The following is a 19,147-nucleotide window of genomic DNA, read 5'->3' as shown; positions in this document are numbered from 1 at the left end:
GCGCGCCTCGACCGTTTGCTCCCGATTAAGCGACGACGCCTTGAAGTCGGCCGCCGACGAAGAGTTGGATGGTGGTTATGCAACTTCCTCAAGGCCTGGCCCGCTTTAACCGCCACGTCACCAACCCCATTCAGAAGATGTGGGCCGGCTGGGCCCCGTCCTTCGCCATCATCGAGCACACCGGACGCAAGTCCGGCAAGGAGTTCCGCACGCCGGTGAGCGCGTTCGACGCCACCGTCGACGGCCAGCCCGGCATCGCGGTGCTGCTGACCTACGGCCCCGATCGCGACTGGCTGAAGAACCTCAAGGCCGCCGGCGGCGGGAAGATGCGGCGCCACGGCAAGACGTTCGGCATCACCAACCCGCAGGTCGTCAGCCGTGACGAGGCCGCCGAGCATGTCAGCGGCGGAGTGCAGAAGGTATTCGGGCGGCTGCCGTTCGAGCAGGCGGTGCTGTTCAGCAAGACGTCTTAGCGCGTCGGGCACGGCCGACCAAGTACAACCCGATCACCACCGCCCACGACAGCAACGACAGCCACAGCTGGCTGCGCGCCGAGTGGTCGAACGCCATCTGCACCAGCACGGCGGTGATCCCGGCCAGCGTGAGAATCGACAGCACCGGGAAAAACCACATCTTCAGGGCAAGCTCGTCGTCGGGTGTGCGGCGGCGCAGCACGATCTGCGACAGGGCGATCAGCCAGTAGACGAACAAGATGATGGCGCCCGAGGAGTTGAGCAGGAAGAGGAACACCGTGCGCGGCGCCAGCCAGGACATCAGCACGCAGCCGAAACCGATCGCCGACGAGAACAGGATCGCGGCCGCGGGCACCCCGCGGGCGCTGAGTTTGACCAGCCGCTTGGGTGCCTCGTCGCGGCCCGCGAGCACGAACAGCATGCGCGACGCCGTGTACAGGCCGGAGTTGAGGCAGGACAGCACCGCGGTGAGCACCACGGCGTTCATCACCTGATCCGCGCCGGGCAGGCCCATGTGCTTGAACGCGGCGACGTACGGCGACGAGCCGAGCTCGACGGAGTTCCACGGCAGGATCACCACGAGCAGGAACACGGACCCGACGAAGAAGATCGCGATGCGCGCGACCACCGACCTGGTCGCCCGCCGCACCGCAAGTGCGGGATCGCGGCTCTCGGCCGCGGCGACGGTGACGATCTCGGCGCCCACCATCGAAAAGATCACCACGACGATCGCGGCGAACACCGCGCCGACCCCCTTGGGGAAGAATCCGCCCTGCGACGTCAGGTTGGCGAACCCGCCGTGATGGCCCGGCCACAGCCCGAGGACGAACGCCGCGCCGATGCAGAGGAAAGCGATGATTGTCGCGACTTTGATTCCGGCGAACCAGAATTCGAACTCGCCGAATGATGTCACCGAGAACAGATTCGTCGCCGTCATCAACACCATCAGGCACAGCGACAGCACCCACAGCGGCACGTGGAACCAGTAGTTGAGGACCTTGCCGCCGGCGACCGCCTCGAATCCGACGACGATCACCCAGAAGTACCAATACAGCCAGCCCACCGAAAACCCGGCCCAGCCGCCCAGCGCCTTGGCGGCGTAGTCGGCGAATGATCCGGTCGACGGGTTGGCGGCGGCCATCTCGCCCAGCATCCGCATTACCAGGACAACCAGCAGGCCGCACAGCGCATACGTCAGGAACGCGGCGGGGCCGGTGTCCCGGATCACCACGCCCGACCCGACGAACAATCCGGCGCCGATCACACCGCCGAGCGCGATCATGCTCAGCTGTCGCTGCGAAAGCCCTTGGCGTAGCTGCGCAGTGCTACTCACGTCTTGCCATGTCTACGGGCCTCCCGGCACGCCCCCGGCTAGTCTTGGAGATTAACCACAGCACATGGGTGCCGTGGCATCAACCGGAAGCGCCCGACCACGTGCGCTCAGCATACGCAGGCAGCCGCCACGCCTCAGGCATGCGAGCGGGGCCCACTCACCCTTAGCCGGACCCGCGGTGTGTTAGCTCGAGCTGGATTCGACGTGCGTTGAGAATATCGCGTGAAATGCTGGGACAGAACGTAATTCAACCCTCTGGCCTGCGGAATTCCAGTAGCGGGGACTTTTTCACGCGTGAATCCCGTGGTCTATGACGGAGCTTAAGCACGCTGTCGCCGCGCGTTTACGTGCGCGGCGTTAGATCCGTTGCGCATGCATGTAGCTCCGCAAAAAAGCACGCTTATGGCCGAAAAGAGGCTCATGCCATGGATTTCGCCCTGCAGCCACCCGAGGTCAACTCCGGGCTCATGTATACCGGCCCCGGGGCGGGACCGATGCTGGCGGCGGCAGCGGGCTGGGATGCGGTGGCCACTCAGCTGGAGTTGGCCGCGAGTGGCTGCACCGCGCAGGTCGCGGAGCTGACCGGCCGCTGGCTGGGCCCTTCGTCGCTGACGATGGCGGGCGCGGCCGCCCACCAAGTCGGATGGCTGCACGCCACCGCCGCTCAGGCCGCGAAAACCGCCGCACAGGCGTATGCCGCCGCAGCCGCCTACGAGGCGGCGTACGCGATGACGGTGCCCCCGCCGGTCGTCGCGGCCAACCGGGCGCAGCTGATGGTGTTGGTGGCCACCAACTTCCTGGGACAGAACACGCCGGCGATCGCGGCCACCGAAGCCCAGTACATGGAGATGTGGGTCCAAGACGCCACCGCGATGTACGCCTACGCCGCCGACTCCGAGGCCGCCAGCGCACTGCAACCCTTTGACCAACCGCAACAGACCGCTCGGCCGGACGGGCAGCTGGACCAGACTCGCGCCGTGGCCCAGGCCGCCGGCAACACCACCAGCGCCCGCACCCAATCCCTGGTACAGCTCAGCTCGAGTACCACCACACAGCAACTCAACTCGAGCGGCGTCCCCAACCAGCTCGCCTCGAGCGCCGCCGCCTACGCCGACCCCGCCATCGGTCCCGGCTCCTACACCGTGACAACCCCCCTCGGCGAAGGGAGCGTGGCGATCATCGGGGCGCAAGCCGACTCCACCGTTACGGTCACCCTCCAAAGCGGCAACGGCGTCATCCTGCTGGGGGACGGCTTCACAATGCCTTTAGTGCAGGGCGTCCCAACCGCGGTCCAGCCGAACGCCCCAGTGATGCTCAGCGCCGGCAGTTCCGCCGTCGTCGACGTCGGCAGCGGCACGGCCAACATCAGCGGGAGTGACGGATTCGTGATCACCTCCCTGACCCCGGCCGCGACGCCCCTCGCCCCCGGCACGGCCCCGGCGGCGCCGACGGCTGCGGTCGCGAGCGGCTCACCGGGGTTGGCGGGAACCTCGGGAATCCAGCCCCAGCTCAACGCCAGCGCGCTGTTGGGCGAGACGGTCTGCACGCCGGCCCGCGCCGACTTGCTGGGCCAGGCCGACGCCGGTGTCCCGATGCCGTTGCAAGCGCCCGCCCTTGAACCTGTTTAGTCCATGCGGGTCGCCACCACCGACCAGACCGGTAGGTGTACCCGGTGATCTTCCAATAAGGGGTCGATAACGCTCAGTCGATGCGCCAGGGGCCGCATCCGCTGCAGAATCTCGCCCTGCTGCTCGGACGCCATCGTCTTCATCGCTTCGAACGTCTCGGACAGGAAGCGGGCCTGATAGGTCGTGGCGCCCAGGTAGTCGATACGCCATCCGCTGCCGCCGAGCACCCGCTCGAAGTTGTCGGCCGGTATAGCCGTCCACTGCAGGCCGTTGACGTTGTGGGGGCTGAATTCGAACATGTACAGCCGAGCCCCGGGCCTGGTGGCCCGGTGCAGCGCTTGCGCGTACCGGGTCTGGATGCCCTCGTCATTCAAAAACACGTGATAAAACGCGCTGTCCACCACGGTGTCGAATCGGCCCTCGAAACCGTCCAGCCTGGTGGCGTCGGCCACCTGGAAATCCACCTGGACCCCGGCCCGCTCCGCGTTTCGCTTGGCGCGTTCGATAGCCGACGGTGACTCGTCGATCCCGGTTGCCGAATACCCTTGCGCTGCAAAATGAATGGCGTGGTAGCCGGGACCCGTACCGGGATCGAGCACCTCGCCGCGGATCCCGCCGTAGGCCACCAGCTGCTCAACGGCGGGCTGCGGGCCGCCGATGTCCCACGGGATCCGCCGGTCGGTGTGCTCTGCCTCGTCGTACAACGACTCGAAACCGCCGACGTTCGCGTCAGTCACTGTCTTCTCGCTTCCTGGGCGGCTGCCGACGGGAACGACAACTCCAGTAGTGCAGCCTACTGAGGAAAGCGACTGTGCACGGCGCTTAGAGGTAGAGATCCTGGTCGCGGATCAACGCTGTGGCGATCACGCTAATCAACGCAGTGGCAACCAGATACCCGCACGCCAACCACGGCGTGCCTCCGGTCGCGGCGATCAGCGCGGTCAGGATCATCGGCGTCACCCCGGAGGCGTAGATGCCCGAGAACTGGTAGACGAACGACAAGCCGGTGTAACGGGTCTGGGTCGGATACAGCGACGAGAACAGCGTGCCCTGCGCGCCGTAGAACAGCGCGTGGACGACGCCGAACACGATGACCATCGCCAACCCGAACAAGACCAGGTTCTTGGTGCCGAACAGCGCGAACGCCGGGAACACCGCGAGCCCGTAGCACACCACACCCACCAGGTAGACCCGCCGGGCGCCGTACCGGTCGGTCAGCGCGCCCGACACGGGCAACAGCACCGCCATCACCAGTGCGGCGACGGTCACCACGACCAGGACGGGCACCTTGTGGAAACCCAGCGCACCGGTGGCATAGCTGATTGCGAACACGCCCCAGGTATTGAATGCCGAACCTTCGGCCCACCGAGAAAGCAGTCCCAGCAGGGTGTTTCGCCTAGCACGGGCGCCGCGGAAAATTTCGCGGATCGGCACGGTGGACGCCGCCTCGAGGTCGCGCAGTTCCCGAAACGCCGGCGTCTCGTCGACGCGCCAGCGCACCAGGACGCCGACCACGACCAGCACCAGGCTCAGCAGGAAGGCGATGCGCCAGCCGTAGGCGAGGAACTCCGCCGAACCCAACTCGACCTGCAGGAGCGCGAAGATGCCGGTCCCCAGCGCCAGGCCCAGCGCCAGGCCGACTTGCGGGATCGCCCCGTACCGGCCGCGCTGGTCGCCGGGGCTGTGTTCGACGGCCAGCAGCACCGCACCGCCCCACTCACCGCCGAGTGCAAAACCCTGCAGCACACGCAGCACCAGCAGCAGGATCGGCGCCCACACCCCGATCGCAGCGGCACTGGGCAGCGCGCCGATCAGCGCCGTCGCCCCTCCCATGATCAGCATCGTCAGCGCCAGGCTGCGCTTGCGCCCGATCCGGTCGCCGATGTGGCCGAACACCAGGCCGCCGACGGGCCGCATGACGAACCCGACCGCGAACGTCGCGAACGCCAGCAGCGTGCCCACCAGCGAGCTGGCATTGGGAAAGAACAACTTGCTGAACACCAGCCCGGCGGCGGTGGCGTAGAGGAAGAAGTCGTACCACTCGACCGTCGTGCCGAGCAGGCTCGCGGCGACGACGGTGCGCAGGCGCCGGCGCCGGTCGGCGTCGGATTCGTCGAGGGTGTCCGCCGGTGCGGGGGCGGGCAGCGTCGTCGCCACGGCTACTGCGCCGAGGCGGCCGCGAACGGCGTCGACGAGGCCGGCTGCCGGGACGTGCGATTCGGGTGCTTCCAGACGCCCCGACTCTCCAGCAGCGGCAGCACGCCCTCGCCGAACCAATACGCCTCTTCCAGGTGCGGGTATCCGGACAAGATGAAGTGGTCGATGCCGAGCTCCGCATATTCGATCAGCCGCTCGGCGACCTCCTCGTGTGACCCGACCAGCGCGGTTCCCGCACCGCCGCGCACCAGGCCGACGCCGGCCCACAGGTTGGGCGCGATCAGCAGCTGACTGCTGTTGCCGCCGTGCAACTTCAGCATTCGCTGCTGTCCCTCGGATTCGCTGCGTGCCAGGCTCGCCTGCACGCGTTCGACGTCCGCCGGGTCGATCGCCTCGAGCAGCCGATCGGCTTCGGCCCAGGCTTCCTCGGCACTCGGACGGCTGATCACGTGGATCCGCAACCCGAATTTCAGGGTCCGCCCAGCTTCGGCGGCCAGGCCGCGCACCCAATCCAATTTCTCGCCGACGGCCGCCAGCGGTTCACCCCAGGTGAGGTAGACGTCCGAGTACTTCGCGGCGACGGGCCCGGCCGACCCGGACGAGCCACCGAAGAACACCGCGGGAATCGGGTCGGGCGGATTGTTCAGTTGTGCGCCCTCGATGTGGACGTGCTCACCGGCGAACGTCACCGGTTCTTTCGAGGTCCACAATTGGCGCACCACGTCGAGGAATTCGGCGGTGCGTGCGTAGCGCGCTTGCTTGTCCAGGAAATCCCCATAGGCCTGCTGCTCGTGGGGTTCGCCACCGGTGACGACATTGAGTAGCAGCCGTCCACCCGAGTGTCGCTGGAAGGTGCCGGCCATCTGTGCGGCCAGGGTGGGGCTCAACAGGCCCGGGCGAAAGGCGACCAGAAACTTCAGCGTCTCGGTGCGCTCGATCAGCGTGGCCGTCGTCAACCAGGCGTCCTCGCACCACAATCCGGTCGGCGTGAGCACCGCCTCAAAACCGTTGTCCTCGGCGGCGGCGCAAATCTGATGCAGATAGCGCAAAGTCGCGGGCCGGTCGCCGTGCATCGACGTGCCGTGCCCGCCGGCGACGAGATTGCGCGAATCCCCGTACGTCGGCAAAAACCAGTGAAATGCCAGAGTCATCGAATCCTCTTCCGTTCTTGTCAGCATTCGTTTCGAAACCGTGCACGAAAGCTCCAGCGTCGCGAAGCATGTTGCGCCGCGCGAGGGTTGAAACCTCGCAGATTCCATCCGCCCGACTGTGACGCGCAGCACGTCACTGCTCGATGACTGCCGCATCACAATGCCCTTCCAAACGCCGCGACGGGGTCGGAATGACGCTGGGGGCGCGGCATTATGACGCTCGTGCCTGAACCGAACCGCCGCGCGGTGCTGCGAATGGGCGCCAATGCCACCGTTGCGGCCGCGGGTGCCTGGGCGTTGAGCGCCTGGCTGGATCCGCTCGAACCACAAGCGGCGCCACTGCCCGCCCCATTCGAACCGTCGACCGCGAGCAGCAACCTGACCACCAAACTGACGGGCTCGTTCATCTCCAAGGCGCGCGGCGGGGTCAAGACCAACTGGGTGATCGCGCTGCCGCCCGGGCAGACGTCGCAGAGCGGATTGCTGCGGCCGGTAATCGCGCTGCACGGCAAGGACGGCGACGCAAACATGATGCTGGACTGCGGCGTCGAGGACGCGCTGGCCCGACTGGTCAAGGAGGGCAAACCGCCGTTCGCGGTGGTCGGCGTCGACGGTGGCAGTGACTCCTACTGGCATAAGCGGGCCGACGGCACCGACTCCGGTGCGATGGTCCTCGACGAGCTGTTGCCGATGCTGGGCTCCATGGGCATGGATACGTCGCGGGTGGGCTTCATGGGCTGGTCCATGGGTGGATACGGGGCACTGCGCCTGGGCGCCATGCTGGGGCCGACGCGGACCGCGGGGATCTGCGCGATCAGCCCGGCGCTGTACATGTCCTACGCCGACTCGGCACCCAAAGCGTTTGACAGCGAAGAGGACTGGATGACGAACAGCGTGATGGGCCTGCCGGCGTTGTCCCAGATTCCGCTGCGGGTGGACTGCGGGACATTCGACCGTTTCTATCCCGCGACACGCCAATTCGTGAGCCAACTCAAAACGCCACCGGCGGTAAGCTTCACGGTCGGAGGCCACGACATGACGTGGTGGCGTCTGCAACTACCCGGCGAGCTTTCCTGGCTGGCGACCTAGCGAGGCATCCCAACAAAGGCATGGCAGTCCGGCAGGAAACCGCGTCGAGCCCGCCCTCACCAGCGGGCGATAGCCCCACCCGACAAATCCGGCGACGCGGCTTCCGCCCCGACATCGAGGGCCTGCGGGCCGTCGCGGTCGTTGCCGTAGTTCTGTACCACGCGGGCATTCCCGGTACCGCCGGCGGCTTCATCGGCGTCGACATTTTCTTCGTCATCTCCGGCTTCCTGATCACCGGCCTGCTGTGGCGCGAAGTCAGCACCGCGAAAACCATTGCGCTGGGCCGCTTTTACGGCGCGCGGGCCCGCCGGCTGTTGCCGGCAGCGGCCACCGTCGCCGTCGCCACCGCCATTGCGGCGGCCCTCGTGCTGCCGCCGTTGCAGGCCCGCAGCGTATTCCTCGACGGCATCGCCAGTGCGCTCTACGTCGGCAACTACCGGTTCGCCCACCAAGGCACCGACTACCTCAACGCCGAGGCGCCCTCGCCGTTCCAGCACTACTGGTCACTCGGCGTCGAGGAGCAGTTCTATCTGGTGTGGCCGGTGCTGATCATCGGCACCGCATGGTTGGTCGGGCGCATGCGGCGCGACGCTGAATCTGATTCCGGGGCCAAGGCGGCGCCGTACGCGACGGTGCTGGCGTTGGTCGCCGCGGCCTCGCTGGCGACGGCCGTGCTGTGGACCCGCAGTTCGCCGCCGTGGGCGTTCTTCTCGTTGCCCACCCGCGCCTGGGAGCTGGCCGTCGGTGGGCTCGTCGCGTTGTCGATCGAGCAGTGGCGCCGACTGCCGGTGCTGCCCGCGGCGATCGCCGGCTGGGGTGGCCTGACGCTGATCCTGCTGACCTGCACGCAGCTGGGCCCCGCCACGCCGTACCCGGGCACCGCGGCGCTGCTGCCGGTGCTGGGCACCGCGCTGGTAATCGGCGGCGGCTGCGTCACCCGCAGCCTCGGGGTCGGCCGGCTGCTGTGCCGGCCGGCGATGCGCGCGATCGGGCGGGTGTCGTACTCCTGGTACCTCTGGCATTGGCCGGTGCTGCTGCTGATGCCGCGGCTGCTGGGCGAAGCCGGCCTGGCGGCCCGATTGGCTGCGACCGCCGTCTCCGCCGGGCTCGCAGTGATCACGTTCCATCTGGTGGAGAATCCCGGCCGATTCGCCGCTGCGCTGCGCCGCTCGGCCAAGACGAGCCTGGCGGTGGCCGGGATCGCCAGTGCCGCCACCGCATCCGCCTGCGTGCTGTTGCTGACGGTGATACCGGTTCCGGTGGGCCACGGCCCGGCCGCGGCGAAGGCCACCATCATGGCGCTGCCCACCGCGGCCCCCAACGCCGATGTGCAGCAAACAGCCATCCAGCAGGCCCTGGCGCAGGTGCGCGACGCCGTCGCGAAGGCCGCCGGCCTGCGGGCCGTCCCGTCGAACCTGGATCCGCCGCTGGCCCACGCGCAGGCCGACAAGGCCGCCGTCTTCGTCAACGGCTGCGTGCGCTCCTGGCGCGACATCGGGCAAAGCGAGTGCGCGGCAGGCGACGTCGGCTCGCCGACGACGGTCGCGCTGATCGGCGACTCGCACGCCGCGATGTGGAACCCGGGCTTTGCGCAGGTCGCCGAGCAGCGGCACTGGCGACTGGAAACGATGGCCAAAGTGACCTGCCCGATCCAGGACCTGCCCATCGACAGCCCGTATCTGGGCCGCGAGTACACCGAGTGCGAACAGTGGCGCGCGCAGGTCCTGGCCCGGGTGGCCGCCGAGCATCCGCGGCTGGTCGTGCTGGACATGAGCCGGCGCTACGGCGGCGACTTCGGCTTCGTGTCCTACGACCCGGCGTGGATCGAGACGCTGGGTCGCACCGTCGCACAACTGCGGCGCACCGGCGCGACCGTCCTGGTTCTCGGCCCCGCCCCGGATCCGCAGTCCCCGGTGCCCACGTGCCTATCCGGACACCTGGACGACGCCACCGCCTGCGCGCCAAGCCGTTCGGTCGCGGTCAACGACGGCGGTATCTCCGCGGAGCGGGCCGCGGCCACCGGCAATGGCGGCCACTACGCCGACCTCACCGACCTGTTCTGCACAGCGCAGCGTTGCCCGATGATCGTCGGTAACACCCTGGTGTTTCGCGACGACAACCACGTCACAACCGAATATGCGCAGTTGTTGGCACCAGTGCTGGGCGCACTGGCAGACGGAGCCATAACGGACGGATGACGTTGCGATGACTTTCTTTGCGAATGAACCCCGCCGCGAATCCGAACGTGTTACGAATATAAGGGTTTTGGAGGTTTGAAATGTCCCCGCTGTTGTTGGTCTGCATCGCGGCTGCTACGCCAGTCGTCGGAATCGGCTTGATGCAGCTACAAGCACGCCTCGAGCAGTGGGACTACGAACGGCACGCAGAGGACTAAGCGCTCAGGGTTGGCGCGTAAAGCCTTGCGCGGCTGGCATTTTGAGGGGGCCAGCCCGCCGAAACTTTCGGTGTCTCGCTACCTGAATAGCTGCGTGCGAATCAGCGGCGCAATCTTGTCAGCCAAGTATCGGTGCCCGGCGTCGTTGGGGTGCACGCCATCTGGGCCGATCAGGTCCGGCCTGTCGACGAACCAGTGGGCGCCGATCGGGTCGACGAACGCCGCGCCCGCGGCGCGCGCCTCGGAGTTGAGCACGTCACGAATCTGCAACACGTTTTCGGGCACATCGGCGGTCGGCCACGGCGGCCCGATCACCAGGAATCTCGCCGTCGGTGCCAGGATCCGCGCGACTTGGAAGGTGTCGCGCGCCCGGCCGGCCAGCATGCCGGGATCGGTGCCCTGGTCGTTGCGGGAGCCGAAGAACACCACCAGCACGTCGTCGGCCTTGACCGACCTGACGGTCAGATCCTCGAAGATGCTGCCGTGGTCGCCGGGTACGGCATAACCGGCCCTGCCCTCGGCCGCCACGTCGGCGTCGATCTGAAGGCCGCGTTTGGTGAGTGCCTGCCAGGCAAGGGCGGTCCACGCGTTCGGGCCCAGGCCGCCCTCGTCGGTCCCGGTCGTGTAGGAGTCGCCGACCACCGCGATGTGGGTCAGCCGGCCATCCAGCGTCAATGCCTGGTAGGGCCGCACGGGTGCCGGGTGTGCCACGGCTTCACAGCCCAGGCCTACCAGCAGAGCGAGGTTGACGACGAACGCGGCCAGACGACTCACTCTTACCTCCCCCCTGTACACGGCGTGGCCCGGAAGTGCACCCCAACTAACGGAAATCGTACGAATAACCGACCCGAACCGGTGGTCAACGCGATGTTGCACATGCGTGATCCGGGACCGAGTCGACCAGCATGCCCCAAGCTACCAGTGCGGCGCCACTACACGGCCAACTCCTGGTCCGAGAGGTTATGCGGCACAGCATGATTCGCGGGCACTCAGGACGCTGTGCGCTCGGCGATCGGTTCCAGTCCACCGTCGATCTGGTGAACCTTGGCCGGGGCCGGCTCGGTGGGCTGGGCGGCGGGACGGACGTCGACCATCCTGCGCATCCAGCGACGGGCGGGCTCCTCCACGACGTGATAGAGCAGGCTGGACAGCGCCACGGTAATCGCAAACAGGCCCAGCACGTTCCACTTCCAGGGGGAATCGGACTCCCACGGCGTGAGCTCGAATTGTTCGACCGCCCATCCCCAGGACGTGTGCACCAGCTCGTGCACCATGTACAAGCAGAACGAGATCTGCCCGCCGTAGACCATCACCCGGGTCGACAGCAGCCTGGGCAGGCTGCCCACGCCGACCGCCAGCGTGATGACCAGGGGGACGAACAGCGCGTCGACCACGCCGCCGCTGTCGTTTTCCTCGACCCCGCTGATCGGATGGGCGTTAAACCAGTACAGGACGCCTACCACGGCGGCCAGCAACAGCAACGAGAGGTATCCGGCGATGTGGCGACCGCGATCGCTCAGCCGCAACCGGCGCACGGCCGCGCAGGCCAGCGCCCCGGCGGCGAACTGCGTCACAATCCGCGGCAACCAACTCCACGGCGTGTAGAAGTGGCCGCTGGCCAAGAGCATCAGCACCGGCGGCAGCGACGCCGCGACGGCCAGCCACATCAGGGTCCGCGCCCGAGTGGCCAGCTTCATCCGGAAGACCACCAGGGCGAGCAGGCCGAACAGCAGGTAAGCCAGCCATTCCGCGCTGATCGACCAGGCCGGTCCGTCCCAGCTGGTTCCGTCGAAGAACGGCTCGAACCACAGCTGCACGAGCAGGACCTGGCGGATGTAGCTGACCGCGGTGAGGTCGTTCGCCTCGGGCAGCGGAACGTGGCCGACGTGCAGCGACAGGATCACCAGCAGCGCGGCCAGGTGCATGGTGACCAGGTAAACCGGCCACACCCGAGCCAACCGCAGCCACAGGAAGTGCAGGGTCTCGCGCGTCGACCAGGAACGGCCCATCCGGTCCAGGTAGTTCCAGGTCAGCACGAACCCGCTGAGGATGAAGAACAGGTCGACGCCTTGGGCGCCGCAATTGAGCACCGGAGCCAGGTTCTCGCGGAAATCGGGCGAGATGTCGCTCAGCATCGGCCGGAAATGAAACAGCACCACCCACACCGCGGCGACGATGCGGAGTCCCGTCAGGGCCTTGATCTCACCCTTGATCTCTGCGCTGCGCACGACGCTCTTTCGCTCTGGACCCTGCAGTTTCGTTGGCCTTCTCACCCGGCTGACCGGGCATTTCGCCCTATGCCAAGCCCCCCGACTCGCAACCGGTAGCCAGAGCAGCCTAACAGCGCGGCGGCCCGGATCTCGTGATGGCGACGGTGCGCCCGCTCGTATACCTCCGCCGGCACAGTCGCCGTCAGCTTTTTAGCAAACAGTTAGACGTAACTGTCGGTCTCCTTAAGTTTGGCAGGCACGGTAGTAACTAGCTTGGTCGGCATTGCGGGCGGCCTTCGCACCACCACCGAAATGGGGGCGTTCATGACGATCGCGATGACCACGGCTCGACAGGGCAGCCTCGACTGCGGCGGAGCCGAAGTTCGGGCTCACTGCCGCCACCTCGCCACGGTGGTGACCATCCGGGGAGAGATCGACGCCGTCAATGTCGACCGGGTCAGTGGCTGCGTTCGCCGTTTCATCGTTGGTGACAATCCCCTGGTGCTCGACATCAGCGCCGTGACCCACTTCGCCGGTGCCGGCTTCTCGCTGCTGTACACATTCGACGAGGATTGCCGCCGCGCCGGTGTCCAGTGGACGCTGGTCGCCGGTGACGGCGTGATCGAGCAGGTGGTCGCCAGCGACGGCGACGCGGCGTATCCGATCGCCGGCTCGGTGCCCGAGGCATTCGGCGACCTGGCCGACGCGGTCGTCTGCCGCCGCCGGCTGACACTGCCGCTGTTCAGGAAGACGGCGTAGCGGCGCGTCGAGCGCGCCACAGCCTGGCGATTCCGAGGACGGCCAGCACTCCGGCGATCATCGCCAGCAGCATGGCCACCAGCAGCAGCTGAGGGTTGTACACCAGCGCCGTCGTGGACGGCTGGCCGTCGGTGATCGGCGCGACGTTGACGATGTGTCGCGCGTGCAGCCAGCTCACCCCGACACCCACCAGCGCCGCACAGGCGACGACGAGTTCGGCCACGGCGCGATATCGGGCCCTCACAGCTCGGGCTCATCGTCGTCGATGTCCCAGGCGTCCGATCGGGCCGGCTCCACGCGCTCCTGTACCAGCGGGGTCAACGCTTCCCGAAGACGACGATGGCGTTTCGCCCAGGCCTGCGCGGTGCGACCCCCGGTGAGCTTGAGACCGATTCCGGTCCGGCCGCGCGGCACGCCGAACAGTTCGCCGAGCGCCCGAGCCGACTGCCAGCGCGCCAACTCCTTGTCGGAATTCTCCGGATGCTCCGGTTCGGGGTAAACCTTGATGATTTCGCGGACCAAGATCGTCTCGGTGCCCTGACGCAAGGCATCCTGGGTCAGTTCGACCGACACATGGATCCGCGCCGCCTTGATCTGCAACGAGATGAACCCCGACACCATCACCAGAAAAATGGCCGGGACCCACAGCGATATCGCTGCGCCACTCCACATTTCGATCAGAACCATCGACACCGCCGCCGCCGGGCCACTCAACACCCAAAGCCAGCTGGCGCCGGGTTCGTAGAACAACGGCCCGGGATCAGCATCGCTCGCTGTCGTCATTGCAGCCTCATCCCTGATTGTCTACCGCCGATGTGGCCGTTAGGAAAGCCAACCCGCCGCCTCCGCGGCCCAATACGTCAGCACAATGTCGGCACCCGCACGGCGAATACTGGTCAGCGATTCCAACGCCGCGACCCGCTTGTCGATCCAGTTGTTCGCTGCCGCAGCACAAATCATCGCGTACTCCCCCGACACCTGGTAGGCGGCGACCGGCACCGGCGAGACTTCCGCCGCCGCGGACAGCACGTCGAGGTAACTCATCGCGGGCTTGACCATGATGATGTCGGCGCCCTCGTCGATGTCCAGCTCGATCTCACGCAGCGCTTCTCGGACGTTGCCGGGTTCCTGCTGGTAGGTACGGCGGTCGCCGGACAGGCTGGAGCTCACCGCTTCCCGGAACGGGCCGTAGAACGCCGAAGCGAACTTCGCGGCGTAGGCGAGGATCACCACATCGGTGTAGCCCGCCGCGTCCAGGCCGTCGCGAATGGCGCCCACCTGCCCGTCCATCATGCCGCTCGGACCCACCACATGAGCGCCTGACTCCGCTTGCGCCACAGCTAATTTCACGTATCGCCTTAGCGTGGCGTCGTTGTCCACCCGACCTCGGGCGTCGAGGACGCCGCAGTGACCGTGATCGGTGAATTCGTCGAGGCAGGTGTCGGCCATCAATACCGTTGCGTCACCGAGATCCTTGGCCAGGTCCCGAAGCGCGACGTTGAGAATGCCGTCGGGGTCGGTACCGGCCGAGCCGGTCGGATCCTTGTCCTCGTCGAGCGGCACACCGAACAGCATCAGGCCGCCCACTCCGGCTGCCACCGCATCGGCAGCCGCGCGGCGCAGCGATTCGCGGGTGTGCTGCACAACGTCGGTCATCGACGGGATCGGCCGTGGTTCGTCGATCCCGTCGGCGACGAACATTGGCAACACCAAATGCCTTGGCTCCAACGATGTTTGGGCCACCAAGCGACGCAACGCGGGGGTGGAACGGAGCCGACGCGGGCGCTGCCGCGGGAAGCTCATTTAGCGCCTGCGGCTCTTCTTACGCGGGGGTGGCAGCGCGCCCTCGGCGCGCAACCGCGTGGCGTGTTCGGCCAACGCGTCGACCAGTGGGCCGATGGCAGCGGTATCGGGCTGCACATCCACCCGCAGGCCGAACTCTGCGGCCGTCTCGGCGGTCTTGGGGCCGATACAGGCAATGATGGTGCGCGCGTGAGGCTTACCGGCAATGCCGACCAGGTTGCGCACCGTCGAGCTGGAGGTGAAGCACACCGCGTCGAAGCCGCCCGTCTTGATCATTTCGCGGGTGGACGCCGGCGGAGGTGCCGCACGCACGGTCCGGTACGCGGTGACATCCTCGATCTCCCAACCACGTTCGCGCAGACCTTCGGCCAACGTCTCGGTGGCGATGTCGGCACGCGGCAGCAAGACCCGGTTCACCGGATCGAAAATGCTGTCGTAGGGCGGGAAGTCGTCCAGCAGACCCAGCGAGGACTGCTCCCCGGCCGGCACCAGCTCGGGGCTGATCCCGAAGGCGCGGACCCGGTCGGCCGTCGACTCACCGACGCAGGCGATCTTCACGCCCGAGAATGCGCGGGCGTCCAGCCCGAACTCGCCGAACTTCTCCCACACCGCACGCACGGCGTTCGTGGAGGTGAACACCACCCACTGGAAGCGGCCGTCAACCAGTCCCTTGACGGCACGCTCCATCTGAGCGGGGCTGCGCGGCGGCTCGACCGCGATGGTCGGCACCTCGACCGGTAGCGCGCCGTAGGAGGTCAGCCGCTCGCTCATCTCGCCGGCCTGGTCCTTGGTCCGCGGCACCAGCACGGTCCAGCCGTACAGGGCGCGACTCTCCCACCAGTTCAACTTCGACCGGCTGTTGACCGTCTTGCCGATGGTCACCACCAGCGGCCCGGTCAGCGGGCCCGCCGGGTCGCCGGCGCCGGCCACGACGGCCGCATCGGTCAGCCCGTGCAGCGTGGTCTCGATCGACCGCTGCTGACAGGTGGTGCCCTGCGCGGTCACCACGCACGGGGTGGTCTCGGCCAGCTCGTGCTCGATCAGCGTGCGCGCCGCGTCGGCCAGATGCGTCGGCGTGGCCTGCAGGATCAGCGGGCCGGGAGCCGCCGCCAGCGCTTCCCAATCCACATGTGGGTCGCGCACGTCTGCCACCGTGTGCGAGGAGCCCAGCGGCAGACCCGCGTACGTCGGCACCGCGCTGGTCGCGGACAACCCCGGCACGATCTCGACGTGCAGGTGCGTCCGCGCAACGGCGTTCACCTCGCTGATCACCGCGTCGAGCGTCAGCGGGTCACCGGCCACCAACCGCACCACGTCGACGCCCGTGCGGGCCTCGGCGGTCAGCGTCTTGGCGACCTCGGCGGGCTCGCCGAGCGCCGGGCGGATGTCGGCACCACCGGACAGCACGGTCGGCGCCGCCCGTGGCGGATCCGCGCCGGGTGACCCATCGCTCGTCGCGGGTGGTGGTTCGGCGGGCGCCGGGCCCGAAACGGGCGGCAGGTCCTTGCCGATCAGCGCCAGCACCGGTTCGGGTACGTCGGGATCGGTGAACACCAGGGCCGCATTGGCCAGCACTGTGGCCGCCCGCGTGGTCAACAATCCCGGATCACCCGGGCCGGAACCCACGAACGTGATGCGGCCCGGTCTCGGCTTGCGCCCTCGCGTCGTCATTGTCGCTCCCAACACATCCCTTGTGACGTCATTTAGTTCTCGTGCGCGGGGTGTTGCCGCGCTCCCCCAATCAGCTCTCCCGCGCCCAACTCCAACAGCTCCGATGCCACCGAGAGCCCTAGCTCTCGGGCCCGCTCGGGAGCGCCGATGCCGGACGCGCGGATCACATCGGATCCGTCAAGCGCCGCCACGCAACCGCGCAGCGACAGCTCGTCGAAGACCCGGCCGTCCTCATCAATGGACTCGACCACCTCGGCGATCGCTCCCACCGGTGCGGAGCAACCCGCCTCCAGTTCGGCCAACAGGGCTCGCTCCGCGGTGACCGCTGCGCGCGTGTCGGAGTCGTCCAACTCCGCCAGCACTGCCGCCAGCCGGCTGTCACCGGCGCGGCATTCCACGGCGAGCGCACCCTGAGCCGGTGCTGGCAACATTTGCACCGGCTCTAGCGTCTCGGTGACATCAGCGAGCCGGCCCAGGCGGGCCAGTCCGGCCCGGGCCACCACGATGGCGTCTAGATCACCACTACTTACCCTGTTCAACCTGGTATCTAGGTTGCCTCGTAGGGGGCGGATTTCCAAACCGAGACCCAATGCCCTAAGCTGCGCGGCCCGTCGCGGGGAGGACGTGCCCACCAGCGAACCCGCCGGCAACTCCCCGAGCACCAGCCCGTCGCGCGCGACCAGCGCGTCGCGCGGGTCGTTCCGTGCCGGGACGGCCGCGATGGTGAACCTCGGGTCGTCGGCGGTCGGCAAATCCTTGTGCGAGTGCACGGCGGCGTCGACCCGGCCGTCCACGATCGCCTCGCGCAGTGCCGTGGTGAACACGCCCACACCCAGACTTTCGATGGGCGCCGACGACTGGTCGCCGGCCGTGCTGATGATCACCAACTCCGCCGGGTGGCCGTTGGCGATCAGGGTGTCTCGAACGAGGGAGGCCTGAGTGGTAGCGAGCAGACTGCCCCGCGTGCCTAACCGGATCACATGCACCAATCGGGTTACTCGGCGGATTGCTGCGTGCCGGCGTCGAATCCCGTTGGGATTACTGGCAATTCACCCGCAGCCACGGCATCGACGGCGGTCTGGTCGAGTTCGAAAAGCTCGCGTAGGGCCTCGGCGTAGCTGTCGCCGCCGGGGGCGCTGGCGAGTTGCTTGATTCGCACGGTCGGAGCATGCAGCAGCTTGTCCACCACGCGCCGGACGGTGCGAGCGACCTCTTCGCGCTGGGCGCTCTCGAGTCCCGGGAGCCGGTTCTCCAGCCGCAGCAGCTCGGCTTCCACGACGTCGGCGGCGCGCTGGCGCAACGCGGTCACGGTCGGGGTCACCTCGGCCATCCGCTGTCCGGCCAGGTAGGCAGCAACCTCGGCGGCCACGATGTGGCGTGCGGCGTCGACGTCGCCGGCGGCGGCGTGAGCCGAGGGCTCGTGCTGGATGCGATCCACGTCGACGACCCAGACGCCGGGCAATCCGGCCGCCGCGGGGTCGACGTCGCGGGGCATACCCAGGTCGCAGATCAGCAGCGGGCGGCCCGCTTCGTCGCGCGGCGCTGCGGCCAGGGCGTTGTGCACGTCGGCCAGCGACACCACCGGACTCACCGCACCGGTACAGCTGACCACCACGTCGGCGTCGGCCAGTGCGTCGGCGAGCCGGTCGAGCGTCATCGCCCGGGCACGCACGCCCGATTCGCGGATCTTGCGGACCAGTCGTTGTGCCCGGGACAGCGACCGGTTGACGACCAGGATGTGGTCCACACCAGACCGGATCAGGTGGGCAGCCGACAGTGCGCCCATCGCGCCGGCGCCGACGACGACCGCAGTCTTGCCCGCCAGTCCGTCCACCTTGCGTTCGGCCATGCCCAGCGCGACCGATACCACCGAGGCGCCGGCGGCGTCGATCGCCGTTTCGGAATGCACGCGCTTGCCGACCGAGAGCGCACGTTGGGCCAGCTCGTGGAGCACCCGCCCGACCGTGCGATTCGACTCGGCGGCGGCGTATGCCCGGCGCACCTGCCCGAGCACCTGCTGTTCGCCGATGACCGCGGAATCCAGACCGCTGGCAACGGCGAACAGGTGCTCGACGGCGGCCTCGCTGTAGCGCACGTAGGCGTATTTGGTCAGGTCGCCCATCGACATTCCGGAGTATTCCGACAGCACCTGCCCGATTACGGCCAAACCGCCGTGGAACGCGTCAACCACCGCGTAGACCTCGACCCGGTTGCATGTCGACAGCACCAAAGCCTCGGTAACCAGCGGCGACTGCAAAACCCGGTCGACGATCTTGTTGCGATCGGATTCGTCGATGCTGAGTTGTTCCAGAACGGAGACCGGCGCACTACGGTGCGAAACCCCGAAGAGCAAGATGCTCACGGCAGCATCACCTGGCCAGCTCCCTCGCTACTCCAGTAACTGAACTGCTGTCTACGGTAAACGTTTATTCGGTGGGCTACCAAATAATGCGTCCACGGCCACCGAGCTGCCAGCCC

The 19,147-nt window shown here is 67.6% G+C and carries 17 protein-coding genes; 5 read left to right on the top strand and 12 right to left on the bottom strand.

The features are described 5' to 3' along the window. Nucleotides 1-77: 77 nt before the first annotated feature. On the top strand, nt 78-473 hold the full coding sequence (locus MJO58_RS03995) for a nitroreductase family deazaflavin-dependent oxidoreductase (protein WP_090608435.1): 396 nt from the start codon (nt 78-80) through the stop codon (nt 471-473). On the opposite strand, the gene MJO58_RS03990 is transcribed toward MJO58_RS03995, so the two are convergent. Next, nucleotides 457-1,806 (bottom strand): amino acid permease, encoded by a 1,350-nt coding sequence (locus MJO58_RS03990; RefSeq protein WP_090599897.1) that lies wholly within the window; start codon nt 1,804-1,806, stop codon nt 457-459. The two genes, MJO58_RS03995 and MJO58_RS03990, sit on opposite strands and share 17 nt — an antisense overlap. 425 nt (nt 1,807-2,231) lie before the next feature. On the opposite strand from MJO58_RS03990, the gene MJO58_RS28715 reads away from it, so the two are divergent. Then, nucleotides 2,232-3,434 (top strand): PPE family protein, encoded by a 1,203-nt coding sequence (locus tag MJO58_RS28715; protein ID WP_276553187.1) that lies wholly within the window; start codon nt 2,232-2,234, stop codon nt 3,432-3,434. Here MJO58_RS28715 and MJO58_RS03980 read toward each other — a convergent pair. The 3 genes from MJO58_RS03980 to MJO58_RS03970 form a co-directional block, all read right to left on the bottom strand. Further along, complete coding sequence (locus MJO58_RS03980) at nt 3,431-4,171, bottom strand: class I SAM-dependent methyltransferase (RefSeq protein WP_090599889.1); 741 nt, start codon at nt 4,169-4,171, stop codon at nt 3,431-3,433. The two genes, MJO58_RS28715 and MJO58_RS03980, sit on opposite strands and share 4 nt — an antisense overlap. An 85-nt stretch (nt 4,172-4,256) precedes the next feature. Next, on the bottom strand, nt 4,257-5,591 hold the full coding sequence (locus MJO58_RS03975; protein WP_239722074.1) for an MFS transporter: 1,335 nt from the start codon (nt 5,589-5,591) through the stop codon (nt 4,257-4,259). 2 nt (nt 5,592-5,593) lie between these two features. After that, nucleotides 5,594-6,742, bottom strand: coding sequence for an LLM class flavin-dependent oxidoreductase (locus MJO58_RS03970; RefSeq protein WP_090608433.1), 1,149 nt, complete (start codon nt 6,740-6,742; stop codon nt 5,594-5,596). A 213-nt stretch (nt 6,743-6,955) separates the two neighbouring features. Here MJO58_RS03970 and MJO58_RS03965 point away from each other — a divergent pair, with 213 nt between their 5' ends. Together MJO58_RS03965 and MJO58_RS03960 are read left to right on the top strand one after the other, a co-directional pair. Next, nucleotides 6,956-7,831 carry an alpha/beta hydrolase gene (locus tag MJO58_RS03965; protein ID WP_090599881.1) on the top strand — a complete coding sequence of 292 codons (876 nt, stop codon included), beginning with the start codon at nt 6,956-6,958 and terminating at the stop codon, nt 7,829-7,831. Between the two features lie 20 nt (nt 7,832-7,851). Next, nucleotides 7,852-10,029, top strand: a complete 2,178-nt coding sequence (locus MJO58_RS03960; RefSeq protein ID WP_239722073.1) for an acyltransferase family protein — start codon at nt 7,852-7,854, stop codon at nt 10,027-10,029. Nucleotides 10,030-10,304: 275 nt separating this feature from the next. On the opposite strand, the gene MJO58_RS03955 is transcribed toward MJO58_RS03960, so the two are convergent. After that, on the bottom strand, nt 10,305-11,000 hold the full coding sequence (locus tag MJO58_RS03955) for an Rv0518 family GDSL lipase (RefSeq protein ID WP_239722072.1): 696 nt from the start codon (nt 10,998-11,000) through the stop codon (nt 10,305-10,307). 215 nt (nt 11,001-11,215) lie between these two features. After that, on the bottom strand, nt 11,216-12,454 hold the full coding sequence (locus MJO58_RS03950) for an acyltransferase family protein (RefSeq protein WP_090599870.1): 1,239 nt from the start codon (nt 12,452-12,454) through the stop codon (nt 11,216-11,218). A gap of 306 nt (nt 12,455-12,760) precedes the next feature. Between MJO58_RS03950 and MJO58_RS03945 the strand changes: the two genes are divergently transcribed. Beyond that, on the top strand, nt 12,761-13,195 hold the full coding sequence (locus tag MJO58_RS03945; RefSeq protein WP_090608431.1) for an STAS domain-containing protein: 435 nt from the start codon (nt 12,761-12,763) through the stop codon (nt 13,193-13,195). Here the strand turns inward: MJO58_RS03945 and MJO58_RS03940 are convergent. From MJO58_RS03940 to MJO58_RS03915, 6 genes are read right to left on the bottom strand one after another with little or no spacing between them, the layout of a single operon-like run. Beyond that, the gene (locus MJO58_RS03940; protein WP_090599867.1) at nt 13,179-13,439 is read right to left on the bottom strand and encodes a hypothetical protein; all 261 of its coding nucleotides are present in this window, start codon (nt 13,437-13,439) and stop codon (nt 13,179-13,181) included. The two genes, MJO58_RS03945 and MJO58_RS03940, sit on opposite strands and share 17 nt — an antisense overlap. Further along, the gene (gene mce1N, locus MJO58_RS03935) at nt 13,436-13,978 is read right to left on the bottom strand and encodes a transport-regulating membrane protein Mce1N (protein ID WP_239722070.1); all 543 of its coding nucleotides are present in this window, start codon (nt 13,976-13,978) and stop codon (nt 13,436-13,438) included. Before mce1N ends, MJO58_RS03940 begins: the two co-directional genes overlap by 4 nt. Before the next feature lie 39 nt (nt 13,979-14,017). Then, the gene (gene hemB / locus MJO58_RS03930; protein WP_239722069.1) at nt 14,018-14,998 is read right to left on the bottom strand and encodes a porphobilinogen synthase; all 981 of its coding nucleotides are present in this window, start codon (nt 14,996-14,998) and stop codon (nt 14,018-14,020) included. Then, nucleotides 14,999-16,669, bottom strand: a complete 1,671-nt coding sequence (locus tag MJO58_RS03925; RefSeq protein ID WP_090599859.1) for a bifunctional uroporphyrinogen-III C-methyltransferase/uroporphyrinogen-III synthase — start codon at nt 16,667-16,669, stop codon at nt 14,999-15,001. It lies immediately after the preceding gene. Between the two features lie 32 nt (nt 16,670-16,701). Continuing rightward, nucleotides 16,702-17,649, bottom strand: coding sequence for a hydroxymethylbilane synthase (gene hemC, locus MJO58_RS03920; RefSeq protein WP_090608426.1), 948 nt, complete (start codon nt 17,647-17,649; stop codon nt 16,702-16,704). Between the two features lie 14 nt (nt 17,650-17,663). Continuing rightward, nucleotides 17,664-19,031, bottom strand: a complete 1,368-nt coding sequence (locus tag MJO58_RS03915) for a glutamyl-tRNA reductase (RefSeq protein WP_090599856.1) — start codon at nt 19,029-19,031, stop codon at nt 17,664-17,666. Between the last annotated feature and the right edge of the window lie 116 nt (nt 19,032-19,147).

It is taken from the genome of Mycobacterium lentiflavum (assembly GCF_022374895.2).
Taxonomy (GTDB): Bacteria; Actinomycetota; Actinomycetes; order Mycobacteriales; family Mycobacteriaceae; genus Mycobacterium; species Mycobacterium lentiflavum.
Note: the sequence above shows the minus strand (reverse complement) of the source record. Positions and strands in the feature narration are given on the sequence as shown.

Excerpts from the sequence above, each read along its gene's own strand:
- MJO58_RS03970 (WP_090608433.1), bottom strand. The coding sequence starts at position 6,742 with ATGACTCTGGCATTTCACTGGTTTTTGCCGACGTACGGGGATTCGCGC.
- hemB (WP_239722069.1), bottom strand. The coding sequence starts at position 14,998 with ATGAGCTTCCCGCGGCAGCGCCCGCGTCGGCTCCGTTCCACCCCCGCG.
- MJO58_RS03995 (WP_090608435.1), top strand. The coding sequence starts at position 78 with ATGCAACTTCCTCAAGGCCTGGCCCGCTTTAACCGCCACGTCACCAAC.
- MJO58_RS03945 (WP_090608431.1), top strand. The coding sequence starts at position 12,761 with ATGACGATCGCGATGACCACGGCTCGACAGGGCAGCCTCGACTGCGGC.
- MJO58_RS03965 (WP_090599881.1), top strand. The coding sequence starts at position 6,956 with ATGACGCTCGTGCCTGAACCGAACCGCCGCGCGGTGCTGCGAATGGGC.
- MJO58_RS28715 (WP_276553187.1), top strand. The coding sequence starts at position 2,232 with ATGGATTTCGCCCTGCAGCCACCCGAGGTCAACTCCGGGCTCATGTAT.
- mce1N (WP_239722070.1), bottom strand. The coding sequence starts at position 13,978 with ATGACGACAGCGAGCGATGCTGATCCCGGGCCGTTGTTCTACGAACCC.
- MJO58_RS03960 (WP_239722073.1), top strand. The coding sequence starts at position 7,852 with ATGGCAGTCCGGCAGGAAACCGCGTCGAGCCCGCCCTCACCAGCGGGC.
- MJO58_RS03925 (WP_090599859.1), bottom strand. The coding sequence starts at position 16,669 with ATGACGACGCGAGGGCGCAAGCCGAGACCGGGCCGCATCACGTTCGTG.